This window comes from Dawidia cretensis, assembly GCF_018598175.1.
Lineage (GTDB): Bacteria > Bacteroidota > Bacteroidia > Cytophagales > Cyclobacteriaceae > Ohtaekwangia > Ohtaekwangia cretensis.
Genome location: NZ_JAHESE010000025.1, coordinates 36,136 through 55,301, shown reverse-complemented (window position 1 = coordinate 55,301; position 19,166 = coordinate 36,136). Strand labels below are relative to the sequence as shown.

The following is a 19,166-nucleotide window of genomic DNA, read 5'->3' as shown; positions in this document are numbered from 1 at the left end:
AACGACGTAAAAAATATACATGCAACCGCCGTGACAACGACTTTGCCGTTTCAGGGCATTACCGTAACGGGTACCATCACGTCGTCGGATGACGGAACAGGCTTACCGGGTGTGAGCGTGGTTGTCAAAGGCACAAACCGTGGTACCACCACGGATGCCGATGGCAAGTTTGTGATCAATGTTGCGAGCGGCGAAGACGTGCTGGTCCTGTCGTTTATCGGCTATGTCCAGCAGGAGGTTACGGTGGGTGCACAAACCAACATCAGCGTGGCCCTGGTTTCTGATATTACGCAACTGGGCGAGGTTGTGGTCGTGGCGTATGGTACACAGCAAAAAGTTAACCTGACCGGCTCTGTGGCCGCGATTAAAGGTGACGAGCTGCGCCGGACCAAAAATGAAAACCCGCAGAACATGCTTACCGGTCGTGTGGCGGGTGTGCGGATCTGGCAGAAAAGCGCTGAACCAGGTACCTATAACACGACCTTTGACATCCGTGGTATGGAGGGTGATCCACTGGTCGTAATCGACGGTGTGCCCCGCACGATGGAAGACTTTCAGCGCTTGAATCCAAGCGATATCGATGATATTTCGGTGCTGAAAGATGCGTCGGCGGCTATCTACGGTGTGCGTGCGGCGAGTGGCGTGATGCTGGTGACCACTAAAAAGGGTACAAAAGGAAAGCCGATTATTACGTACAACGGTTCTGTTACGATACAGAAGCCGTCGAATATGCCTAAGCTTGCAGATGCCTATGGAACCATGACGCTCTACAACGAGCAGGCCATGAATCAGGTCAACGGTGGCAACATCATCTACGATGAGGCTGATTTCGAAGCATTCCGTACGGGACAGCGTCCGACGACGGACTGGAACAAGCTGATCATCGCGAATACGGCGCCTCAAACGCAACACGATCTCAGTATCACCGGTGGAAACGACAATACGCAATATTATATTGGCGGAGGATATCTCTATCAGGAGGGTATATTCAAATCGGGTGACCTGAACTACAAGAAGTATAACCTGCGCACCAATATTACCACGGAGCTTTACAAGGGCCTGTCGCTGAATATCAACCTGGCGGGAGTATCCGACGAACGTAATACACCGTACGCGAGCTCGGTGGATATAATCCGGAACTATTGGGCGCAAGGTGTCTTATTTCCGGCGTATGCAGATCCGGAAGGCACCATGCTGAACTACGAAGGCCTTGCGCTGGAACAAAACACGGTGGCGATGATGTCGTCCGATATCTCGGGATACCGGAAGTTTCAACAGAAGGACTTTCAGTCGTCTGCATCGCTCAATTTTGATCTTGGCACGGTATCACCCGCGCTGGAAGGTTTGTCTGTGAAAGGTATGTTTAGCTATGACTACCGTCAAAACAACAATACGGCCTATCGGCGTGAGTACTTTCAGTATGCGATGGACCCTTTATCGGGTGAGTATGTTTCCAAGTTGTATAACCTGAGCTCGCCCAATCAGCTGCAGCGTGATATGTCGGAGAGACGGCAGTGGTTAGGTCAATTCCTGGTGAATTATAGCCGCACATTCGGTGAAACGAAGTTCGTAGGCCTTTTAGGCTGGGAGAGCCAGAATAAAACCGGTGACAATTTCTTCGCACGTCGGAACCTTGCCTTTGGGCTGCCGTATTTGCTCGCGGGTGTAAATGACGCGGGCATGGTCAGCGGGATGGGCTCTACTACCGGCGACCTTTATGAGATTGCCAATGCCGCTGCGCTTGGACGGGTGAACGTTACGCACAAGGATCGCTACATTGCCGAGTTCCAGTTCCGGTATGACGGTTCTTCGAAATTTGTCGAAGATAATCAGTGGGGTTTCTTCCCTTCAGGATCGGTTGCCTGGCGTATATCGGAAGAACCCTTCTTCCAAAATATTTCGGCACTGTCGTTTGTTGACCAGTTGAAATTTCGTACAAGCTACGGTGTAACATCGAATGACGGTACATTGGGATATGATTGGTATCCGGGGTATAAATATCCGTCCACCAACTCGAACGCGGCGAACGGCTATTATAATCAATGGGCTCCTGGCAATGTGTTCGGTGGCCAGTTTATTAACGGTGCAGACGTAATCGTGAATAATAGTGAGTTAACCTGGTGGGAAGCACAAACTTTCAACGTAGGTGTGGATTATGAAGGCTGGAACGGTTTGTTCGGTTTTTCGTTAGATTATTTCCAACGTAAACGGACCGGACTCCATACGAAACTTTCCAGCGAAATTCCTACTATCGTAGGTACCGACGCGCCGGTTGAAAACCTGGACAGAGAGCGTCAATACGGTTTGGATCTGGAGCTCAATCACCGTAACAAGATTGGTGACCTCTCCTACAAGGTACGGGCTATTGCTACCATTACGCGTAGAGAGTGGCTGTTTGGAGCCGCCAATGGGCCCTATGCAAACTCGTATGATAAATGGCGTAACGACAACCTGAACAACCGCTATCAAGGTGTACAGTTCGGCTTCGAGTCTGCCGGACGTTATCAGAACTGGGAGGATATCTGGAACTACCCGATTTACAAAGACCGCGACATTTTGCCCGGGGACTACAAATACGAAGATTGGAATGGCGATGGCGAGATCAACGATCAGGACCAACACCCGTTTGCATTTGACCAGACACCCTGGTTGAACTTCAGCTTAGGGGCTGACTTTAACTACAAGAGCTTCGATTTGAACTTCCTTTTCCAGGGTACAGCGATGGGATCGATGGCGTATCAAGAACCGCTTTACCGCATCTGGGGTAGCAATGGTGGTGGTGCGCTGGAGCAATACCTCGATCGCTGGCACCCGGTTGACCCGAAGGCTGATCCGTATAATCCCAGCACGGAATGGGCTAGTGGCTACTATGGTTACACCGGGCACTATCCGCGTGATAACTCGGAATTCAACCGTGTGAGCACCGCCTACCTGCGTCTGAAGAGCATTGAGCTCGGCTATACATTGCCGAAGCGGATATTGTCATCACTGGACGTGCGTGTGTTTGCCAACGCTTACAACGTGTTTACGATCACGGATGTCAAGTTTGTCGATCCGGAGCACCCGGATAGCGACCTGGGACGGTTGTACCCGCTAAACAAAACGTATACGGTAGGTTTATCGGCCAAATTTTAATGTTAAAGACTTACGAGTTATAATCTGAATTATATATGAATAGGATATATATATTACTATTGATCGGAGCGTTCTGTGTGTCCGCATGTACGGAACTGGACATTCCGCCGAAAAATGTGATAGGCGACGAGACCCTGCTGACGAATGAGTCGGGTATGAAAGTGTATCTGGCGCGGATGTATAGCCGGATGCCGTTCGAGGACTTCAAGTATATGGGTGAGTGGGGCATGGAGTACAACGGCTGGTTGAACGCCTCGGGTATCGAAGGTACCGGTGAAGCTGTGAACCGCGATGGTATCTGCCGCGCGTTTACCAGTGAGCGGACTGCGTACTGGAAAGATGCTTTTGTGTTGATCCGCGATGCGAACTACCTGATCGAGACATTGCCGGAGTACAAGGGATCATTCCCGGAGATCACGTACAATCATTATCTGGGAGAGGCCTACTACGCACGCGCTACCGCGTTCTATGCGATGGCCCGCCGCTTCGGCGGTGTCCCCCTTGTGACACGCGTGATCAAATATCCGAATGATGAGAATCCGGAGATAGCGCGTTCGACGGAGGAAGAGACCTGGGACCAGGTGCTTGCCGACTACGATCAGGCAATCTCTTTGCTGCGCACGACAAACCCTGACATTGAAAGAGGGTACTCTAATAAATATGTGGCATTGGCTTTCAAGTCGGAAGCGATGTTGTATGCGGGGAGCGTGGCGAAGTACAATGAGACTGTTCCCGGCCGCCTTACCGGTATGGGTTTGAAAACCAACGTGCGGGTTATGGGCTTTGATCCGAATACCTGGCAATCGGCCTCGCGCAAGTATTTCCGCGAAGCGTATCTGGCCGCCCAGGAAGTGATTAAAAGCAACAAATACTCTTTGTACAAGAAAAAGTGGGCTGCCAACGACAAAGCAGCACAATATCAGAACATGGTGGATATGTTCTCGGACCTGAGCAGCACAGAGACGATCTATGCACGGGAGTATACGTATCCGATCTCTACACACGCCTATGACGCGTACAACTCACCGTATATCTTCAAATCGCCGCTGGCATCGGGCACCTGTCCGACACTGGATTTTGTCGAGCTGTTTGACGGTTTTCCCCGTTATCCCAACGGTACGATCAAGGTTACTACGGGTGATAGGAACAACGAAGGAACGTATGTGCTGTACGATACGCCGATGGATTTCTTCAAAAATGCCGAGCCACGTCTGCGTGCTTATGTAATCTTTCCGGGTGATCAGTTTAAGAGCCGGGATATTGAAATCCGCGCGGGAATCTATACCGGTGCTGCACCGATCAACCCCCTGTTTACGGATTATTCCTATGGCAATGCTGAAAGACATTATCAACAGCTGACTCAATACACGGGAACTCCCAAGTCGCTGTACCTCAGCCCGCGGGAATTAACCGACCAGGAGATCGTGCCCGTCAGCGGTGTGCCCACGACGGCTGCCGGCGAGAATGGCCCATTCTACAACAACGGCGAAGGATGTCTCACTGGTCTTCTGGGCCGCAAATGGCTGAATCCGGATCCTGCGTTTGTACCGGCGGAAGGCAAGTCAGCACAACCCTACGTCCTGATGCGTTATGCAGAGGTATTGTTGAACGCGGCAGAAGCCGGCGTGGAGCTGACCCTGGCGGGCGAGCCTTCGCCGGACGGATCGGACATGCTGCAAACTGCTACGGAGGCGATTGCTGCCATTCGTGAGCGCGCGGGAGCGAATCCGTTAGTTGGAAGTGTCGCGGGTAGTGACGAAGGTCGTAACATTGTTCGGAAAGAACGGCGCAAAGAACTGGCGATGGAGCACAAAGCCAAATGGGATCTGCGTCGTTGGAGAGTGAATCACTACGAAGCGCGCGATCTTTTCTGGGGCGAAGAGCGGGAGAAAGAATTGTTCAGCAACAACTCGCGCTATAAATTCCGTGGTTTGTATCCGTTCCTCTCTTCTCAAACCGGCAAATATTTCTTCGATGCTCACTTCCAATGGGTGGCCCAGAAGACGTTCGAGTATAACGTCGTGGATTATTACTTTGCGATCCCGAGCGGTGAGGTATCGAAGAGTGCGGTCATTGACCAGCAACCAAACCGATAGGGAATCATGAATTGCCAATACTTAAGAATTACGAACATGAAAAAGATATCATTATACATCGTGTCGTTCGCACTGCTCTCGCTCAGCTCCTGCGGGCTGTTTGAGCTGGATAACAAAGACGAGCCTTCGGCCACGATTCAAGGCGAAGTGATTGACGCCGAAAGCGGCGCGCCGGTGCTGACCGACCAGGGAAGCGAAGGTATTCGCGTGCGCCTGTTGGAGCTCAGCTACGGCGAAAACGTACAGCCAAACCCTGACTTCTTCTGCAAGCCCGACGGTACCTTCCAAAATACCAAGATCTTTGGTGGTACGTATAACATCCGTGTCGATGGTCCGTTTATTCCCTTGCTTCGCGAGGACGACCGCGGCACGCCACTGGCCGACGAAACCCAAACGAAGGAGATCAGCGACCTGACGAAGGTAACCTTTGAGGTGCAGCCTTTCCTGAACATAGAGTGGGTGGGAGAGCCTCAAATAATCAACGGTAAGGTTAGAGCGCAAGTGCGCGTTACGCGTGGCGTATCGGAAGATGATTTTCGTGCGAAGATCGAGCCGATGGGCGGTTATAATTCGAACTTTCAAGATGTAACGGATATTCAGCTATTCGTCAGCTATTCTTCCAGCGTAGGATATCGTGCACGTGATGAGCGTTGGTCCAGCAAGATCGAATACGCAGGGTCGGCTTTTAGCGGGTTGTTAGGCGAGATCGTAACCATTGAATCGGTCGGTGCGATTCCTTCGGGAAGGGCTGTCTTTGTTCGGGCTGCGGCGCGGATCAACTATGATACGCCCAAAGGTAGCGGCACGAGAAGATGGAACTATAATGAAGCCAAGCAAGTGCTGGTTCCGTAAGATTCGACCCTCTCTGGAATGATAATAAGAAGGTCATGGTATAGTAAGCTGTTTAGACGGCTTGCCGACAGTCATGACCTTCTTTCCTTTAACAAAGAGTATATAGTCCCATGCGTAAGTCGATTCTATTTTATCTTTTCGTAACGTTTTCTGTTCAAGCGTTTTCTCAGTCTCAGCAACCGGAGCAGCGGCCTGCCAGTCTGCCCGGCGAAAAGACCGTATTTCAAACTTCCAATCCCTGGAAGCCCGTGACCGACGTGCGGGCCGATGTTGCGATTGTTTACAGCGTGAAGGAGCATCATGGTAAAGGCAGCATGACCTTTGAGGAGCGCGTACAAAGCTGGCGCGACAAAGGTTACAAGACACATTTTATGACCGGCATAGCCTGGGGTGAATACCAGGATTATTTTACCGGCAAGTGGGATGGCAAATGGCATCTCGATGAAGGCCAGGTTACTCAAAAGGGCGATACCCTGTGGCACGGTCGGCTGGTGCCGTACATCGTGCCGTCGCTGAACTTCATCAAGTATATGAAGGAGGCGGTAATCAAGCGCGTGATCGATGCGGGGATCGACGCGATCTTCCTGGAGGAGCCGGAGTTCTGGGCCCGATCGGGCTACAGCACTGCGTTCAAAAAAGAATGGAAAGAATATTACGGGTTTGACTGGAGACCACAGCACGAGTCGCCGGAAAACACCTACTTGTCTAACAAGTTAAAATATCACCTGTACTACCGGGCGTTGAACGAATGTTTCACCTACGCCAAGGAGTATGGTAAAACCAAAGGCATGAATGTGCGCTGTTACGTGCCGACCCATTCGCTGGTAAATTATTCGCAGTGGATGATCGTGAGTCCCGAAGCGAGCCTGGCATCGTTGCCCTGCGTGGACGGCTACATTGCACAGGTATGGACGGGCACGTCGCGCGAGCCCAATTATTTTAATGGTCGTGAAAAAGAGCGTGTATTTGAAACGGCATTCCTGGAGTATGGCTCCATGGAATCTATGACGGCGCCTACCGGCAGAAAGATGTTTTTCCTGACGGATCCGATTGAAGACTGGCCACGCGACTGGGCGGACTACAAGAAAAATTACCAGGCCACATTTACGGCACAGCTGCTGTACCCGATGATTGCCGATTATGAAGTAATGCCCTGGCCGGACCGGATATACCAGGGCCTTTATCGCACCAGCGCAAACAGCGATAAAAAGGAGCAGATCCCTCGTTTCTATTCTACGCAAATGCAGGTTATGATCAATACCCTGAACAACATGCCGTTGTCGCAGAACAAGGTGAACGGTTCGCAAGGTATCGGTATTCTGATGAGCAACTCGCTGATGTTTCAGCGGTTTCCCACACACAGTGGCTATGAAGATCCACAGCTGGCCAATTTTTATGGACAGGCGCTTCCGTTATTGAAGCGGGGTGTTCCGGTTAAAACGGTACACATCGAGAATGTGTCGTTCCCTCAAACCTGGAAGGACGTCAAGATCCTGATCATGTCTTACTCCAATATGAAGCCCATGGACAAGAATGCGCATGGTCATATTGCCGAGTGGGTGAAGAATGGTGGGGTCTTGCTATACAGTGGCAGAGATGAGGATCCTTTTCAACGTGTACAAGAGTGGTGGAATACGGATGGGAATACCTTCAAAGCGCCGTCCGAGCATTTATTTAAAACACTCGGTTTGAAAGAGCCTTTCCCGGCGGGAGAATATACCTACGGAAAGGGAAAGGTTGTTATTCTGCGCAACGACCCGAAAGAGTTTGTTTTGAAGGCAAACAGCGATGACGCGTTTGTCAATACGGTTAAGAAGCTATACGAAACACAAGCGGGTGGTGGCGTGCTGAAGTATAAAAACCACTTCGCCCTGACGCGCGGGCCTTACGAAATTATTTCCGTGGTAGATGAAAATGCCGATCAATCTCCGTATACCCTGAAAGGCAAGCTGATCGATCTGTTCGATCCGGAAATCCCTGTTTTAGATCAAAAGCAGGTGAACCCGGGTGAGCAGGCACTTTTGTTTAATATAGGCAGTATCAAGAATCCGAAGACACCGCAGGTACTGGCCGCAGCCGCACGTGTTTACGACGAAAAGATTACCAGGAGCTCCTATACTTTTGTTGCCATGAGCCCGTTGAACACAACCAATGTGATGCGGGTGCTTTTACCGGCGAAGGCAAAGGAAATAAAGGTAACGGATGCCGCTGGAAAATTGGTTGAATCAAAGACATCCTGGGATGCTGCGAGTAAGACCTGTTTCCTGAGTTTTGAAAACAATCCCGACGGCGTTCACGTGAAGCTGAGTTGGTGATTTTAGATAAGAAGTTTAGGTTAGGTAAGTTGTTAAGTTTAGCGTTTTGCTTGGGTAAGTTTACGTTAGGCTTTTAAAGGGGTGGGGATAATCATTCCCCATCGCCTTTTTATAGTCGATCACAAAAGCCTGGTACCGGATTCGCGCTTCATCGTTCATTTTTAATCGTTGCATCGCTTTGATCTGGAAAGTCAGCGCGGCGTCATTTAACGGATCGATATTGGTGATGGCCTCGGCAAAAGCGATCGTTGTGAGATAAAGCTCGGCGTCGAAGCTCTTTTCCATTTCCAGTGATAGTACCGGTTCCAGTTTCTTTTCTACTTCTTCTTTAAAGGAATCATATAAGGCGTGATCGGAAAGTTGCAGGAACTTGCCACGGGAAATGATTTCAATCAGCTCGTCACGGCGTGTGTCCACTTCGTTGGCGGAGATGATTTCGATGCATCGCGTGTAGTCGCAGTAGAAGCTTCCGGTTTGCTCTATTTTGAAAAAGCCTTTGTCATAGAGGAGCTCTATTCCATCCAATTCGCTTAGCGCTTTGCGTAAGTGATTGATGGAAACGCCGCGGGAGTTCTTTACTTTATCCGCCGGCTTGTCAGGCCAGAGTATGTTGCTGAGTCGCTGTGACGCGATGCCGTCTTCAGTTATAGTGTACTGTAGTATAAGACAGAAGATCTGCTTCAGTTGCGCGCTGAACATATAGGTGATGTCACGATTGTTTCGGTCGCGTACGGTGAATTCTCCAAAGAGATAAATAGCGTTCGGCTGCGTCGTTACCGGTTCGGGCTTGTCCGTATCAATGTATAGATTTTGGGTTTCATCCTCCGTATTGCTGAGCCTGGATTGCTGCTTTTTGAAGAGAACATAGGCGCCGCCAACGGCTAATAATGACACAAGCGCAAGAATGACTGCGTAATTATTTTTTTCGCGTGAATAGCTGGCCAGCTCGTCGGCCGTAATAGGAGGGAACGCCAGGGAATATATCTTCAGGTCGGAAGAGATATCGTCGTCAAATTCCTGGACGACCGCATACAGGTTGTTCAGGCTGCCATCGTAATAAAGGTTGGCGTTTGTTGTGATCTTGTCAGAATATATCGGGATAGAGTCGCCCAGTATTTTATAGCTTCCGTCTTTTAATGAGAATTGATAGAGCCTGAGGAACGATTCAGAAAAATGTTCAGGATAGCAGAGGGTATAAAAGGAGGAGTCGTCGAGTACAACCATGCCTCGTACCGGCACGACATTATCCTGTTCCCAGGGAATCTCCCAAAGCCTGGAGACGCGGCGGGTGGTCAGGTCTATTTTATAGAGGTCGTAATAATATTTTCTTCCGACAGTCTGTTCGCCGGAGTCGTTGCCCATGCCGCCAAAGACGTAAATGGAGTTGTTCTTTTTGAGGTATCCGACAGAGGAAAAATAACGCGGCGATAAAAAGTCTCCCGAAAAGGCGTCCAGGGTGTCCCACGCCTGTTTGTTCAGATCGTAGGCAAAGAATGTATTGCTGTAATGCATCTTGCCAAAGCCTCCGAAGATGGTGTATTGCGCGGTAGTAGAGTCGAAGTACGCGCCGTGATGGTGGAGTGGGCTAATGAGCTGGCCGGAATCTTCGGCAGTCCATTGGTAGGTAGTCAGGTCGAGGCTGGCTACCGTGGGGCCGGTGTAATTGTCGCGGGGAGGCGCATAGTAGGTTTCGTAGGAATATAGCCTGTTTTTCTTCGTGTCGATAAAGTTGGTTCCCAGGACCAGCTCCACCGGGCATTTTTCTCCAAAGACCTGTATGTTCGTTTCTCCGGAGCGCACGTTGTAGAGCCACAGGGAGTCGCGGTTGAAGTAGTATATTTCTTTCTCTTCCGGATTATAGTTGGCGCCCGCGACTGATTTTGATTTAAAGCCGGTTTTATAGCGCCAGTGGTAGGCATCGTTCATCAACCATTCCGGGTTAGAGACCTGGCCAAAGACTTTGCCATTGGCGTCGTGCACCACGTCGCCTTTGCTTTCTTTTAGTGGAAAGAAGTACCGTTCTTTATCGCCGACGGAAAGGTCTTTAATGGCAAAGGACGGCACATCAATAATGTGATCGCTTTTGCCGAAGAGAATCGTAGGATGATAGGTATCGGGCAGCTCGTTGGCGGCGCTGAACGTTTGGTTATGGATCGTCAGGTAGATGGAATCGCTTTTGAGGTCGAATGCGATTTTCATTTTAAACCAGGGGAGGTTTAGCAATTCTTCTTCGTTGAGGGTGGCAACGATCAGGCTATATTTGCCTTCTTCATTGAATTTGAAGACGAGGTTGTCGCCCTGCGCGTCGTAGAACAGGTTATAGATTCGGTTGCTTTCATTGTTTTTGATCCGGATGATGTATCCGATGCGGGTGGTGGTGTACAGTGACAGATCAAATTCAATGATCATGTTGTCTGAAAATTCGACCGCCTTATCGCCAAATACATTGTAGGACGTGCGCTGATCGATCGATTGTTCACTGCCATGAAACTTTAAGCCGCCCAGCGAGGTGGCTTGCAGTGGCATAAAACCAAATACCAGAAATATATAGCAGTATGATTTTATCAGTGAAAGCATAGCTTTAAAATTCCGAAAGAAACTTCCTTCGCCTCTTTGCTCTGTCATTCTTTGGGTCCTTACTCGATGGTTTTGGAGACAAAATAAAAAAAAAGGATCATTTCCGTTCTTGTTCTGGCTTTGTTCGGAGGGTCGTTGAGGTCGTTTGACACGGTACACACTATAGTGCAACAAGTCATGCGAAGTCCCTAATAGCGTGCTTATTTTTCCTGTTAATGAATTGATTGTCAATTTGTTGTTTTGGATTTTGCGGCGATTTAGAGTAGAAGTAACGCAAGGATGACGATTTTTCCGTTTAATGTCTTATATATGCTGATTGACAATGTGTTACGTCTATTTTTGGCTTCGAGACGCGATTATCCCTTTACATGTGAAAGAACCAGGAAAGATTTCACTTCCAGGAGAGATTCCCGGGGGGCTTGGGGACGATTCGGTCGTTTTTCTGAGCTCGCGAGATGTGTTTAGGCGGGACGTTGAATCAGCGCGAGTGTGAGTGTGAGTGTGAGAGCGAACGCGCCATTTTTCTCGCTCTTGCTCTCATGCTCACGCTGACTCCTGGCCCGGGATCACCGGAAGCGACTGACGGTGTTGTTATTATAGTATATTTATAGTGTATAATAATACGGCCGTGGTGCAAGGACTTATTGACTGGCTGAAAGCAAATGCTCATCCGAAGGCCATTGTCGGTCTTCTTGCGGGTGATTACCTCGCGTCATTCTATACGCAGTTTGGGTTCATACAGGCGAGCTGATCGGGAGATCGGGGATTTATAAAAGCCACCCTGGCCGATATTTAATATTATTATGAAGTAACCATCGCGGCAAGAATTCCAAAAGCGGCTTTTACAACCAAAAGGCCATCAATCGCCACGAGGTAATACATCAGCGACCTTCTTCGTTTTAACGATCGTGCCACGATGATCAACAGGAAAAACGGGATCATAATCAGGATCATTTTGAGGAGGCTGAACTGATGAACAAGGGCATAGGATAGAAAGGTAAGCACGCCCAGGATCGTTAATGGAAACACAACGAAGAGGATTGTTTTTCGTAACCCGATTTTTACCACCATTGTGTTCAAATGGCTGCTGCTATCGGATGCGTAGTCTTTAATGTCGAACAAGATGGCAACCATCGATATAAACATGAGATTCTTCAGGAATAACAATATTTCTAAAATTGTTACCGGATGGTGCGTGGAATTTAGTACATCGTGGTATTCGAACGGGTAGATTGTTGTTACCCCCGCCCACACAAACCCGATCAGAAAAGGTTTGAGCCAACCGATGCTTCGAAGATTATACCGGGCGGAAAAGAAGTTGGCACCATAATACATTGCTCCGATCATGGGAAAAATGAGAAATAGAAGCCATTGCAGATTACTCATGTTCTCAAATTCGTGGAAGTAATTGATCAGCACCGAGGCAATAAGGATAATCAAAAGCAGAGTCAGTGCTATTTGTGTTTTAACGATCAGACTATGATTGGCGATATACCATGCTGTTCGAGGATTTGTGCTGGGGGAGGAGTAATTCCGGGCGTATGGATAATTATAAAAAAGCACGGTGGCGACAAACGCGATCGCATAGAACAGGGATCCTTGAAACGGAATTTTTAGGAGTGCTGAAGTTTCCAGAATTAAGGAGACGGCACAAACTCCGTAAAAATAATTACCGTAAAAAACCAGCTGGGCGAATCGTTGAAGCCTGGTGTTCATGGGAGGTTTCAATCTGTTTGGATTTGTTCGTTTGGGGATGTTTAGGTTCCGTTGGATATTGTTTTAGAACGTTTAAATTTAAGGAATCAATGGTAAGACCGGATCGAAATGCAGTGAATTTGTTTGGCGACATCATTTCGGTTTTGGTTTCGCATTCAATTCAATTTTGGCTAACAACACTAAAGAACAATTAAAAAATGAAACGAGTAACAGGCATCGGGGGCATTTTTCTTCAAATGTAAAGATCCGGAGAAAATGAAACAATGGTATCAAACTCATCTCGGTTTTGGTGCTGAACAATACGGAACGAAGTTTGATTGGCGGGAGGAGGCGGATTCTACAAAGGAAGGATATACGCTATGGAGCCCTTTTTCAGACAAGACCAAATACTTTGAGCCCTCGTCCGGAGATTTTATGATTAATTACCGGGTTGAGAACCTGGAAGCACTCGTAGAAGAATTAAAAAAAGAAGGTGTGATGATCCTGGATACGGTAGAAACGTATGACTATGGGAAGTTTGTTCACATTCTGGATATAGAGGGGAACAAGATTGAATTGTTTGAGCCCGCCTAGAAAGTACGACAGAGCCTTCAAATGCCTGGTGACCGGCAGGGTTCACAACGGTGTGCCGGAACGTTTTGAAAAAATCGGTTGAAGCAAAAGAAGTTTGGATTTTAGTATATTACGAGCTACTTAATTTTGTCTATGATTTCTGATAACCTTACCACCCTGAACGGCAAGTCCGTGAAGGATTTCGATGCCCAGACCGGCATTAGCAACCTGGAATCTACCGTATACCGCCTGCGGTTAGATTATGACGGCTTCGAAGACGGAAAAAACATCCCCGACATGATTGGTGACTTCATCCAGGATGCCAACGCTGGCCAGGTGGAAGAGCTCATCATTGGTGCATTCGATTTTGAAGGTGGGGATACGTCGGCGATCGCCCAGGCGCTTGTCGACGCGGCGCCGAAGCTTCCCAAATTGAAGTCCTTGTTTATTGGCGATATTACGTATGAAGAATATGAGATCTCCTGGATCAACCAGTGCGACCTTAGCGCAGTGTTGAAGGCTTATCCTGCCCTGGAGTATTTCCGCGTACGCGGCGGCAATGAGCTGAGTCTGGGAAAATCGCTACAACATACAGGCTTACGACATCTGATTATTGAAACGGGTGGCCTACCGCCCGGCGTTGTCACGGAAGTGGTGAGCGCCCATCTGCCTAATCTGGAGCACCTGGAGCTATGGCTCGGTTCTGATGAATATGGTTTTGGTTCCACGGCAGCCGATTTTGATTCCGTATTCCAGGGCGCTAATTTCACCAGGCTGCGCTACCTCGGGCTGCGCGACAGCGTGATCGCAGATGACCTTGCCAGGGCGCTCAGTACGGCGCCGATCGTCAATCAATTGGACGTGCTCGATTTATCGATGGGTACGCTGGGGGACGATGGTGCCAAAGCGCTGCTGCAAAGCCCTGCCATCGGCAAACTGAAATTGCTCGATCTTCATTATCATTTTATTTCAGAAGAAGTTTGCAACCAGCTGGAGAAACTTGGGATTGCGGTCAATCTGAAGGATCGCCAGCAGGATGATGAAGGCCATCGTTATATACAAGTAGCCGAGTAATACCTGCTGTGATGAATATCGTGGTCGTGTGCAATCCTGAAAACCGGCGAGCAGACCTGTTTTGCAATGCTGCTCGTGGCCTTGGTCTTGCCGCGCCACAACGTATTGCATATACATCCATTCTGGAAAATGAACATGTACTAGATGACGCCCTGGGGCCGAATACTTTGCTGCGCATCGAGTCTCCGGGAGAGAATTTTGAAGTAGAGCGTCGGATTATCGCACGCGGTGCCGATATTGTACATACAGGGAATGCCGGACGCATTTCCGAAGTGGATGCGCGCAACCTCCGTCCCGATCATGGCCGGATACGTTTTTTAAGACAATGGTTCCTGGGTTTTGGCCATGTGTTAAGGCAAATACAGCAGTCTGCCGTGACCAGTGGTTGTAGCATGCTGAATACCCCTGACGCTATACGCCTGATGTTTGATAAGCGATGTTGTCAACGCCACCTGCAGGATCGGCAGATTCCAATTCCACGTTTGTTGCCGGAACTGGTCAGTTATCATGCCCTGCGGGAGCAGATACAGGAGGAGCGGGGACGGCGTCTGTTTATCAAGCCATCGCATGCCTCTTCTGCTTCGGGTGTACTCGCCTACCGCGCACAAGGGCATCGGGAGGAAATCTTTGCGCCAATCGCCCTGGAGCGGGTAGCGGGAGAAGTGAAATTGTACAATTCTTTGAAAGTACGTCGCTATACCGATCGTACCGATATTCGAATACTGGTCGATTTTATCCTGCGCGAGGGCGCGGTGGTGGAGGAATGGATTCCTAAAGCTTCCTTGCAGGGCAAGATTTTTGACTTGCGCGTGGTGGTCATCAATGGCCGGGCGCAGTTTACCTTGCCGAGGCTTAGCGCCGGTCCGATCACTAACCTGCACCTGGGGAATCAACGTGGCCCGGTATCTAATTTGCGCGAGCGCCTGGGGAGCCAATGCTATGATCAGGCGATGCATTGCGCGGAGGCAGCCGTACGCAGCCTGAACGGGGCGTTCTATGCGGGGGTGGATGTGCTGATCCCGGCAGGCTTTGGGCAGCCCCGCGTCCTGGAGATCAACGCCTTTGGCGACCTGCTGCCCGGACTGACCAATGTCCATGGCCACGACACCTATACGGCCACGCTAAAAGAATGGATGTATGCTGCCTGAGTTATTTCATACCGTGAAGGCGATCTATTTTGATCTGGACAATACGTTGATCGATCGCGATACAGCGTTAGGCCAGGCGTTGCCAGGTTGGCTGCGTGCCCGTGTGCCCGATCTTCCGGAGAGTCAATATGCCACACATATTCCGCAGATCCTGACGCGGGACAATAGCGGACATTTGGACCGCGTGACGTTTTGCTCGGGGTTACAAAGTACGTATGGCCTGGCCGGTACAACGGGGGATATTGCGAACGATTTGGCCGCGGCTATCGCGGCGTGTATCACGCGCAACGAGGCTGTGGTATACTTCCTGGCATCGCTGCGGCGTTCCTACCGCACCGGACTGATCTCCAACGGTCAGGGCGGAACACAGCGGGCCAAACTGGTGGCGGCTGGACTCAGCGGCAGTTTCTTACCCGATACTATATACATCGGTGGAGAATGCGGGTATGAAAAACCCGAACGCCGGATCTTTGACCTGGTGGTGCACAATCTTGGTCTGGCGGCCCATGATATTCTTTTCATTGGAGATCATCCACTAAATGACGTGGCCGGTGCGCAGGCGGTAGGCATGAAGACCTGCTGGGTGAGCCATTCCTTACCGGCTTCGGTGCTGTCCACACCGCCCGATATGACCCTGGTATCTATTGATAAATTATTTACTCTGTCACCCGTATGCCAGGCATGAAAGATCTCACGGGAAACCCTTCTGTGCTGTTTTTGACCTTTGATAGCCTGCGCTATGATATCGCCGTGAAGTCGTTCCACGCGGGGCTTACACCGCACCTGGCGGCGTGGATACCACACGGGTGGGAGGAGCGACATACGCCCGGCACCTTCACCTTTGCTGCGCACCAGGCCTTCTTCGCCGGTTTCCTGCCCACACCCGCGCGCCCGGGCAGGCACGAGCGCTTGTTTGCCGCGCGTTTCGAAGGAAGCGAGACCACAACAGCCAATACCTTTGTATTTGACACACCCGACATCGTATCGGGTTTTCGGGCCGGCGGCTATCGCACAGCGTGTATTGGCGGCGTTGGTTTTTTTAATAAAAAGACACCGCTGGGGCAGGTGCTGCCGTCGCTGTTTGAAGAAAGCTACTGGGAACCGCAGTTTGGTGTAACAGACCCCAATTCTACCAGAAATCAATTTACCTTTGCGGCGCGGTGGCTAAAGCAGTTGGCGGCCAATGAAAAATTTTTCCTGTTCATCAATATTTCGGCGATCCATCAGCCCAACTACTTTTACGAGCCCGGCCCGGCAACGGATTCGTTGACGACGCATGCCGCCGCGCTCCGTTATGTAGACAGTCAACTTCCGGTGCTCGTCGATGCCTTGCGTGCGCGGGGTGACACCTTTACCATCTTGTGCGCAGACCATGGCACGGCGTATGGTGAAGATGGCTATACCGGCCACCGGTTATCACACCCGTCGGTATTGACGGTGCCATACGCCCATATAGTGTTAAAGAAACGTGCATGATCGCTCAAGCAGATACTATAACAACCAATCCTTATGCGGGATATGCGTATTCCTATCCGCACAAGACGGCCTATCGCGAGTTTTCGCCGGCCCGTTCCCTCAGCGATGTATGGGCTCGCGAAGATAAATCATCGCTGTTTCTCTATGTACACATACCGTTTTGCGAAATGCGCTGCGGTTTCTGCAACCTTTTCACGATGGCTAATCCGGAGCAGGATCAGGTTGCTGCCTACCTTCAGTCGCTCGAACGGCAGGCAACGGTCGTCAGCGCAGCCCTCGGCGAAGCTACGTATGCTCAACTGGCCATAGGAGGAGGTACACCGAGCTTTTTACACGAGCACGAGTTGGAAAAGCTTTTTGCAATTATTGAGAATACCATGCGCGCGGATACGCAACGTATACCTGTATCGTTTGAAGTCTCGCCCAAAACGATTACACCGGATAAGCTGCGTTACCTGCACGCCAAAGGCGTTGACCGCATTAGTATGGGCGTGCAAAGTTTTTTCGACAACGAGACTAAACTTCTTGGTCGCCCACAGCACCGTGACGAGGTACACCGGGCGCTCACATCTATTAAGAAGGAAGGGTTCGAGACGATGAATATAGACATGATCTACGGCGGGGCGGGGCAGACGCCGGAGTCGTGGCAGATCAACTTACAGACCGCACTGGAATATGAACCCGAAGAGATTTATCTTTACCCACTCTACGTGCGCCCCCTTACCGGCCTGGATAAGATGGGATTAAGCTGGGACAATTTTCGGCTGGAACGCTATCGCCAGGGGCGTGACTATCTGCTGGAACACGGCTATGATCAAGTTTCTATGCGCATGTTTCGAAAGAAGACAGCATCGAGCCTTGTCAATGCTGTTACCTATTGTTGCCAGGAAGACGGCATGGTGGGCCTCGGTTCCGGCGCACGGTCGTATACACAATCTGTTCACTATTCCACGGAGTATGCCGTCGGTCGTAAAGGTGTGAAGAATATCATCGGCAGCTATCTCCAGGAAACAAGTGATGAGTTTGGGCAAGTACGGTATGGTATATCGCTGCCGGAAGACGAGCAGAAGCGACGCGATGTTATTAAATCGATTCTGCATGGTGACGGTCTGGACCTGGCGCGGTATAATCGCCGGTTTGGTGCGAATGCCCTTGCGGAGTTCCCGGAGCTTTGTCAACTTCTCGATGCTGGGATGGCCGTCAATGCCGAGGGCAGGCTGCGGCTTACGAAGGTAGGCATGGAGCTGTCAGACAGCATTGGTCCGTGGCTGTATTCACCCGGCATACAGGCCTTGATGAACCAATACGAGCTGCGATGAATTTCTCGATATTATATCGTGGTCCGTTATCCAGCTGCAACTATGGGTGTGACTATTGTCCGTTTGCCAAAACTAAAAATACTCGGGCCGAACTAGCCGATGACGCGCGCAAGCTCGGCCGGTTTATTGCATGGGTCCGTCAGCATCCCGAGCATACGTTCCATGTTCTGTTCACGCCGTGGGGGGAAGCGTTAATCCGTGATTACTATCAGCGGGCTATCCTGGAGCTGAGCCATCTGGAGAATATTCGAAAAGTAGCGATCCAAACGAATCTCACGTGCAGCACGCGTTGGCTGGAGAAGGCAAACAAGTCGACTGTGGCATTGTGGACCACCTATCATCCAACGCAGATCTCGCGGGCCGACTTTGTCGCCAAATGCCGGGAGCTCGATGCCCTGGGGGTGCAGTATAGTGTGGGCGTGGTCGGATTCAAAGAGTCGTTGGATGAAATTCGCCACCTCCGTAATGAATTGGTGCAAGACATATATCTTTGGGTGAATGCGTACAAGCAAAGGGACTACTACTATAACGCTGTAGACATCGATCTTCTTCAACAGATCGACCCGTTGTTTGGTTATAATGTGAAACGCCACGCAAGTCTGGGGAGGCCATGCCGTACCGGTGAAAGTGTATTTAGCCTTGATGGCGATGGAAATATGTATCGTTGTCACTTTATCAAAGAGAAGATCGGTAATATTTACGAAGGCGATTTCACGGGCAATCTATTTCCAAGGGATTGTTCGAATCAGACATGCGGGTGTCATATCGGTTATGTGCACATGCCTGAGCTTAAGCTGGACGAGGTATTTGGAGGAGGCGAGTTGGAGCGGATTCCGCGGTCCTACCCTCGGCGTTGAAGCCGTATTTCCGGATGCAAAATTTGGAGAAGACATTGCCCAGTTCTTA

At 50.1% G+C, this 19,166-nt stretch carries 13 protein-coding genes; 11 read left to right on the top strand and 2 right to left on the bottom strand.

Annotated elements, in window-relative coordinates:
- The first annotated feature begins 30 nt into the window (after nt 1–30).
- From KK062_RS20855 to KK062_RS20840, 4 genes are all read left to right on the top strand, one after another.
- Nucleotides 31–3,135, top strand: coding sequence for a SusC/RagA family TonB-linked outer membrane protein (locus KK062_RS20855; RefSeq protein WP_254086285.1), 3,105 nt, complete (start codon nt 31–33; stop codon nt 3,133–3,135).
- A 35-nt stretch (nt 3,136–3,170) separates the two neighbouring features.
- Nucleotides 3,171–5,231: a RagB/SusD family nutrient uptake outer membrane protein gene (locus tag KK062_RS20850; RefSeq protein WP_254086284.1), complete on the top strand. Its 2,061-nt coding sequence runs from the start codon at nt 3,171–3,173 to the stop codon at nt 5,229–5,231.
- A 36-nt stretch (nt 5,232–5,267) separates the two neighbouring features.
- Nucleotides 5,268–6,083: a DUF3823 domain-containing protein gene (locus tag KK062_RS20845; RefSeq protein WP_254086283.1), complete on the top strand. Its 816-nt coding sequence runs from the start codon at nt 5,268–5,270 to the stop codon at nt 6,081–6,083.
- 110 nt (nt 6,084–6,193) lie between these two features.
- Nucleotides 6,194–8,398: a hypothetical protein gene (locus tag KK062_RS20840; protein ID WP_254086282.1), complete on the top strand. Its 2,205-nt coding sequence runs from the start codon at nt 6,194–6,196 to the stop codon at nt 8,396–8,398.
- A gap of 60 nt (nt 8,399–8,458) precedes the next feature.
- On the opposite strand, the gene KK062_RS20835 is transcribed toward KK062_RS20840, so the two are convergent.
- Complete coding sequence (locus tag KK062_RS20835) at nt 8,459–10,975, bottom strand: Kelch repeat-containing protein (RefSeq protein ID WP_254086281.1); 2,517 nt, start codon at nt 10,973–10,975, stop codon at nt 8,459–8,461.
- A gap of 801 nt (nt 10,976–11,776) precedes the next feature.
- The gene (locus tag KK062_RS20830; RefSeq protein ID WP_254086280.1) at nt 11,777–12,415 is read right to left on the bottom strand and encodes a UbiA prenyltransferase family protein; all 639 of its coding nucleotides are present in this window, start codon (nt 12,413–12,415) and stop codon (nt 11,777–11,779) included.
- A 531-nt stretch (nt 12,416–12,946) separates the two neighbouring features.
- On the opposite strand from KK062_RS20830, the gene KK062_RS20825 reads away from it, so the two are divergent.
- From KK062_RS20825 to KK062_RS20795, 7 genes are all read left to right on the top strand, one after another.
- Nucleotides 12,947–13,264 (top strand): VOC family protein, encoded by a 318-nt coding sequence (locus tag KK062_RS20825; RefSeq protein WP_317195800.1) that lies wholly within the window; start codon nt 12,947–12,949, stop codon nt 13,262–13,264.
- Nucleotides 13,265–13,396: 132 nt separating this feature from the next.
- Entirely contained in the window at nt 13,397–14,317 is a 921-nt protein-coding gene (locus KK062_RS20820) for an STM4015 family protein (protein WP_254086279.1), read from the top strand.
- Nucleotides 14,318–14,328: 11 nt separating this feature from the next.
- Nucleotides 14,329–15,465 carry an STM4014 family protein gene (locus tag KK062_RS20815; protein WP_254086278.1) on the top strand — a complete coding sequence of 379 codons (1,137 nt, stop codon included), beginning with the start codon at nt 14,329–14,331 and terminating at the stop codon, nt 15,463–15,465.
- Nucleotides 15,455–16,150, top strand: a complete 696-nt coding sequence (locus KK062_RS20810; RefSeq protein ID WP_254086277.1) for an HAD family hydrolase — start codon at nt 15,455–15,457, stop codon at nt 16,148–16,150. The genes KK062_RS20815 and KK062_RS20810 overlap by 11 nt, the downstream gene beginning before the upstream one ends.
- Nucleotides 16,147–16,941, top strand: a complete 795-nt coding sequence (locus KK062_RS20805) for an STM4013/SEN3800 family hydrolase (protein ID WP_254086276.1) — start codon at nt 16,147–16,149, stop codon at nt 16,939–16,941. The genes KK062_RS20810 and KK062_RS20805 overlap by 4 nt, the downstream gene beginning before the upstream one ends.
- Entirely contained in the window at nt 16,938–18,260 is a 1,323-nt protein-coding gene (locus KK062_RS20800) for an STM4012 family radical SAM protein (RefSeq protein WP_254086275.1), read from the top strand. Before KK062_RS20805 ends, KK062_RS20800 begins: the two co-directional genes overlap by 4 nt.
- Nucleotides 18,257–19,117, top strand: a complete 861-nt coding sequence (locus tag KK062_RS20795; protein WP_254086274.1) for an STM4011 family radical SAM protein — start codon at nt 18,257–18,259, stop codon at nt 19,115–19,117. Before KK062_RS20800 ends, KK062_RS20795 begins: the two co-directional genes overlap by 4 nt.
- Nucleotides 19,118–19,166 lie beyond the last annotated feature (49 nt).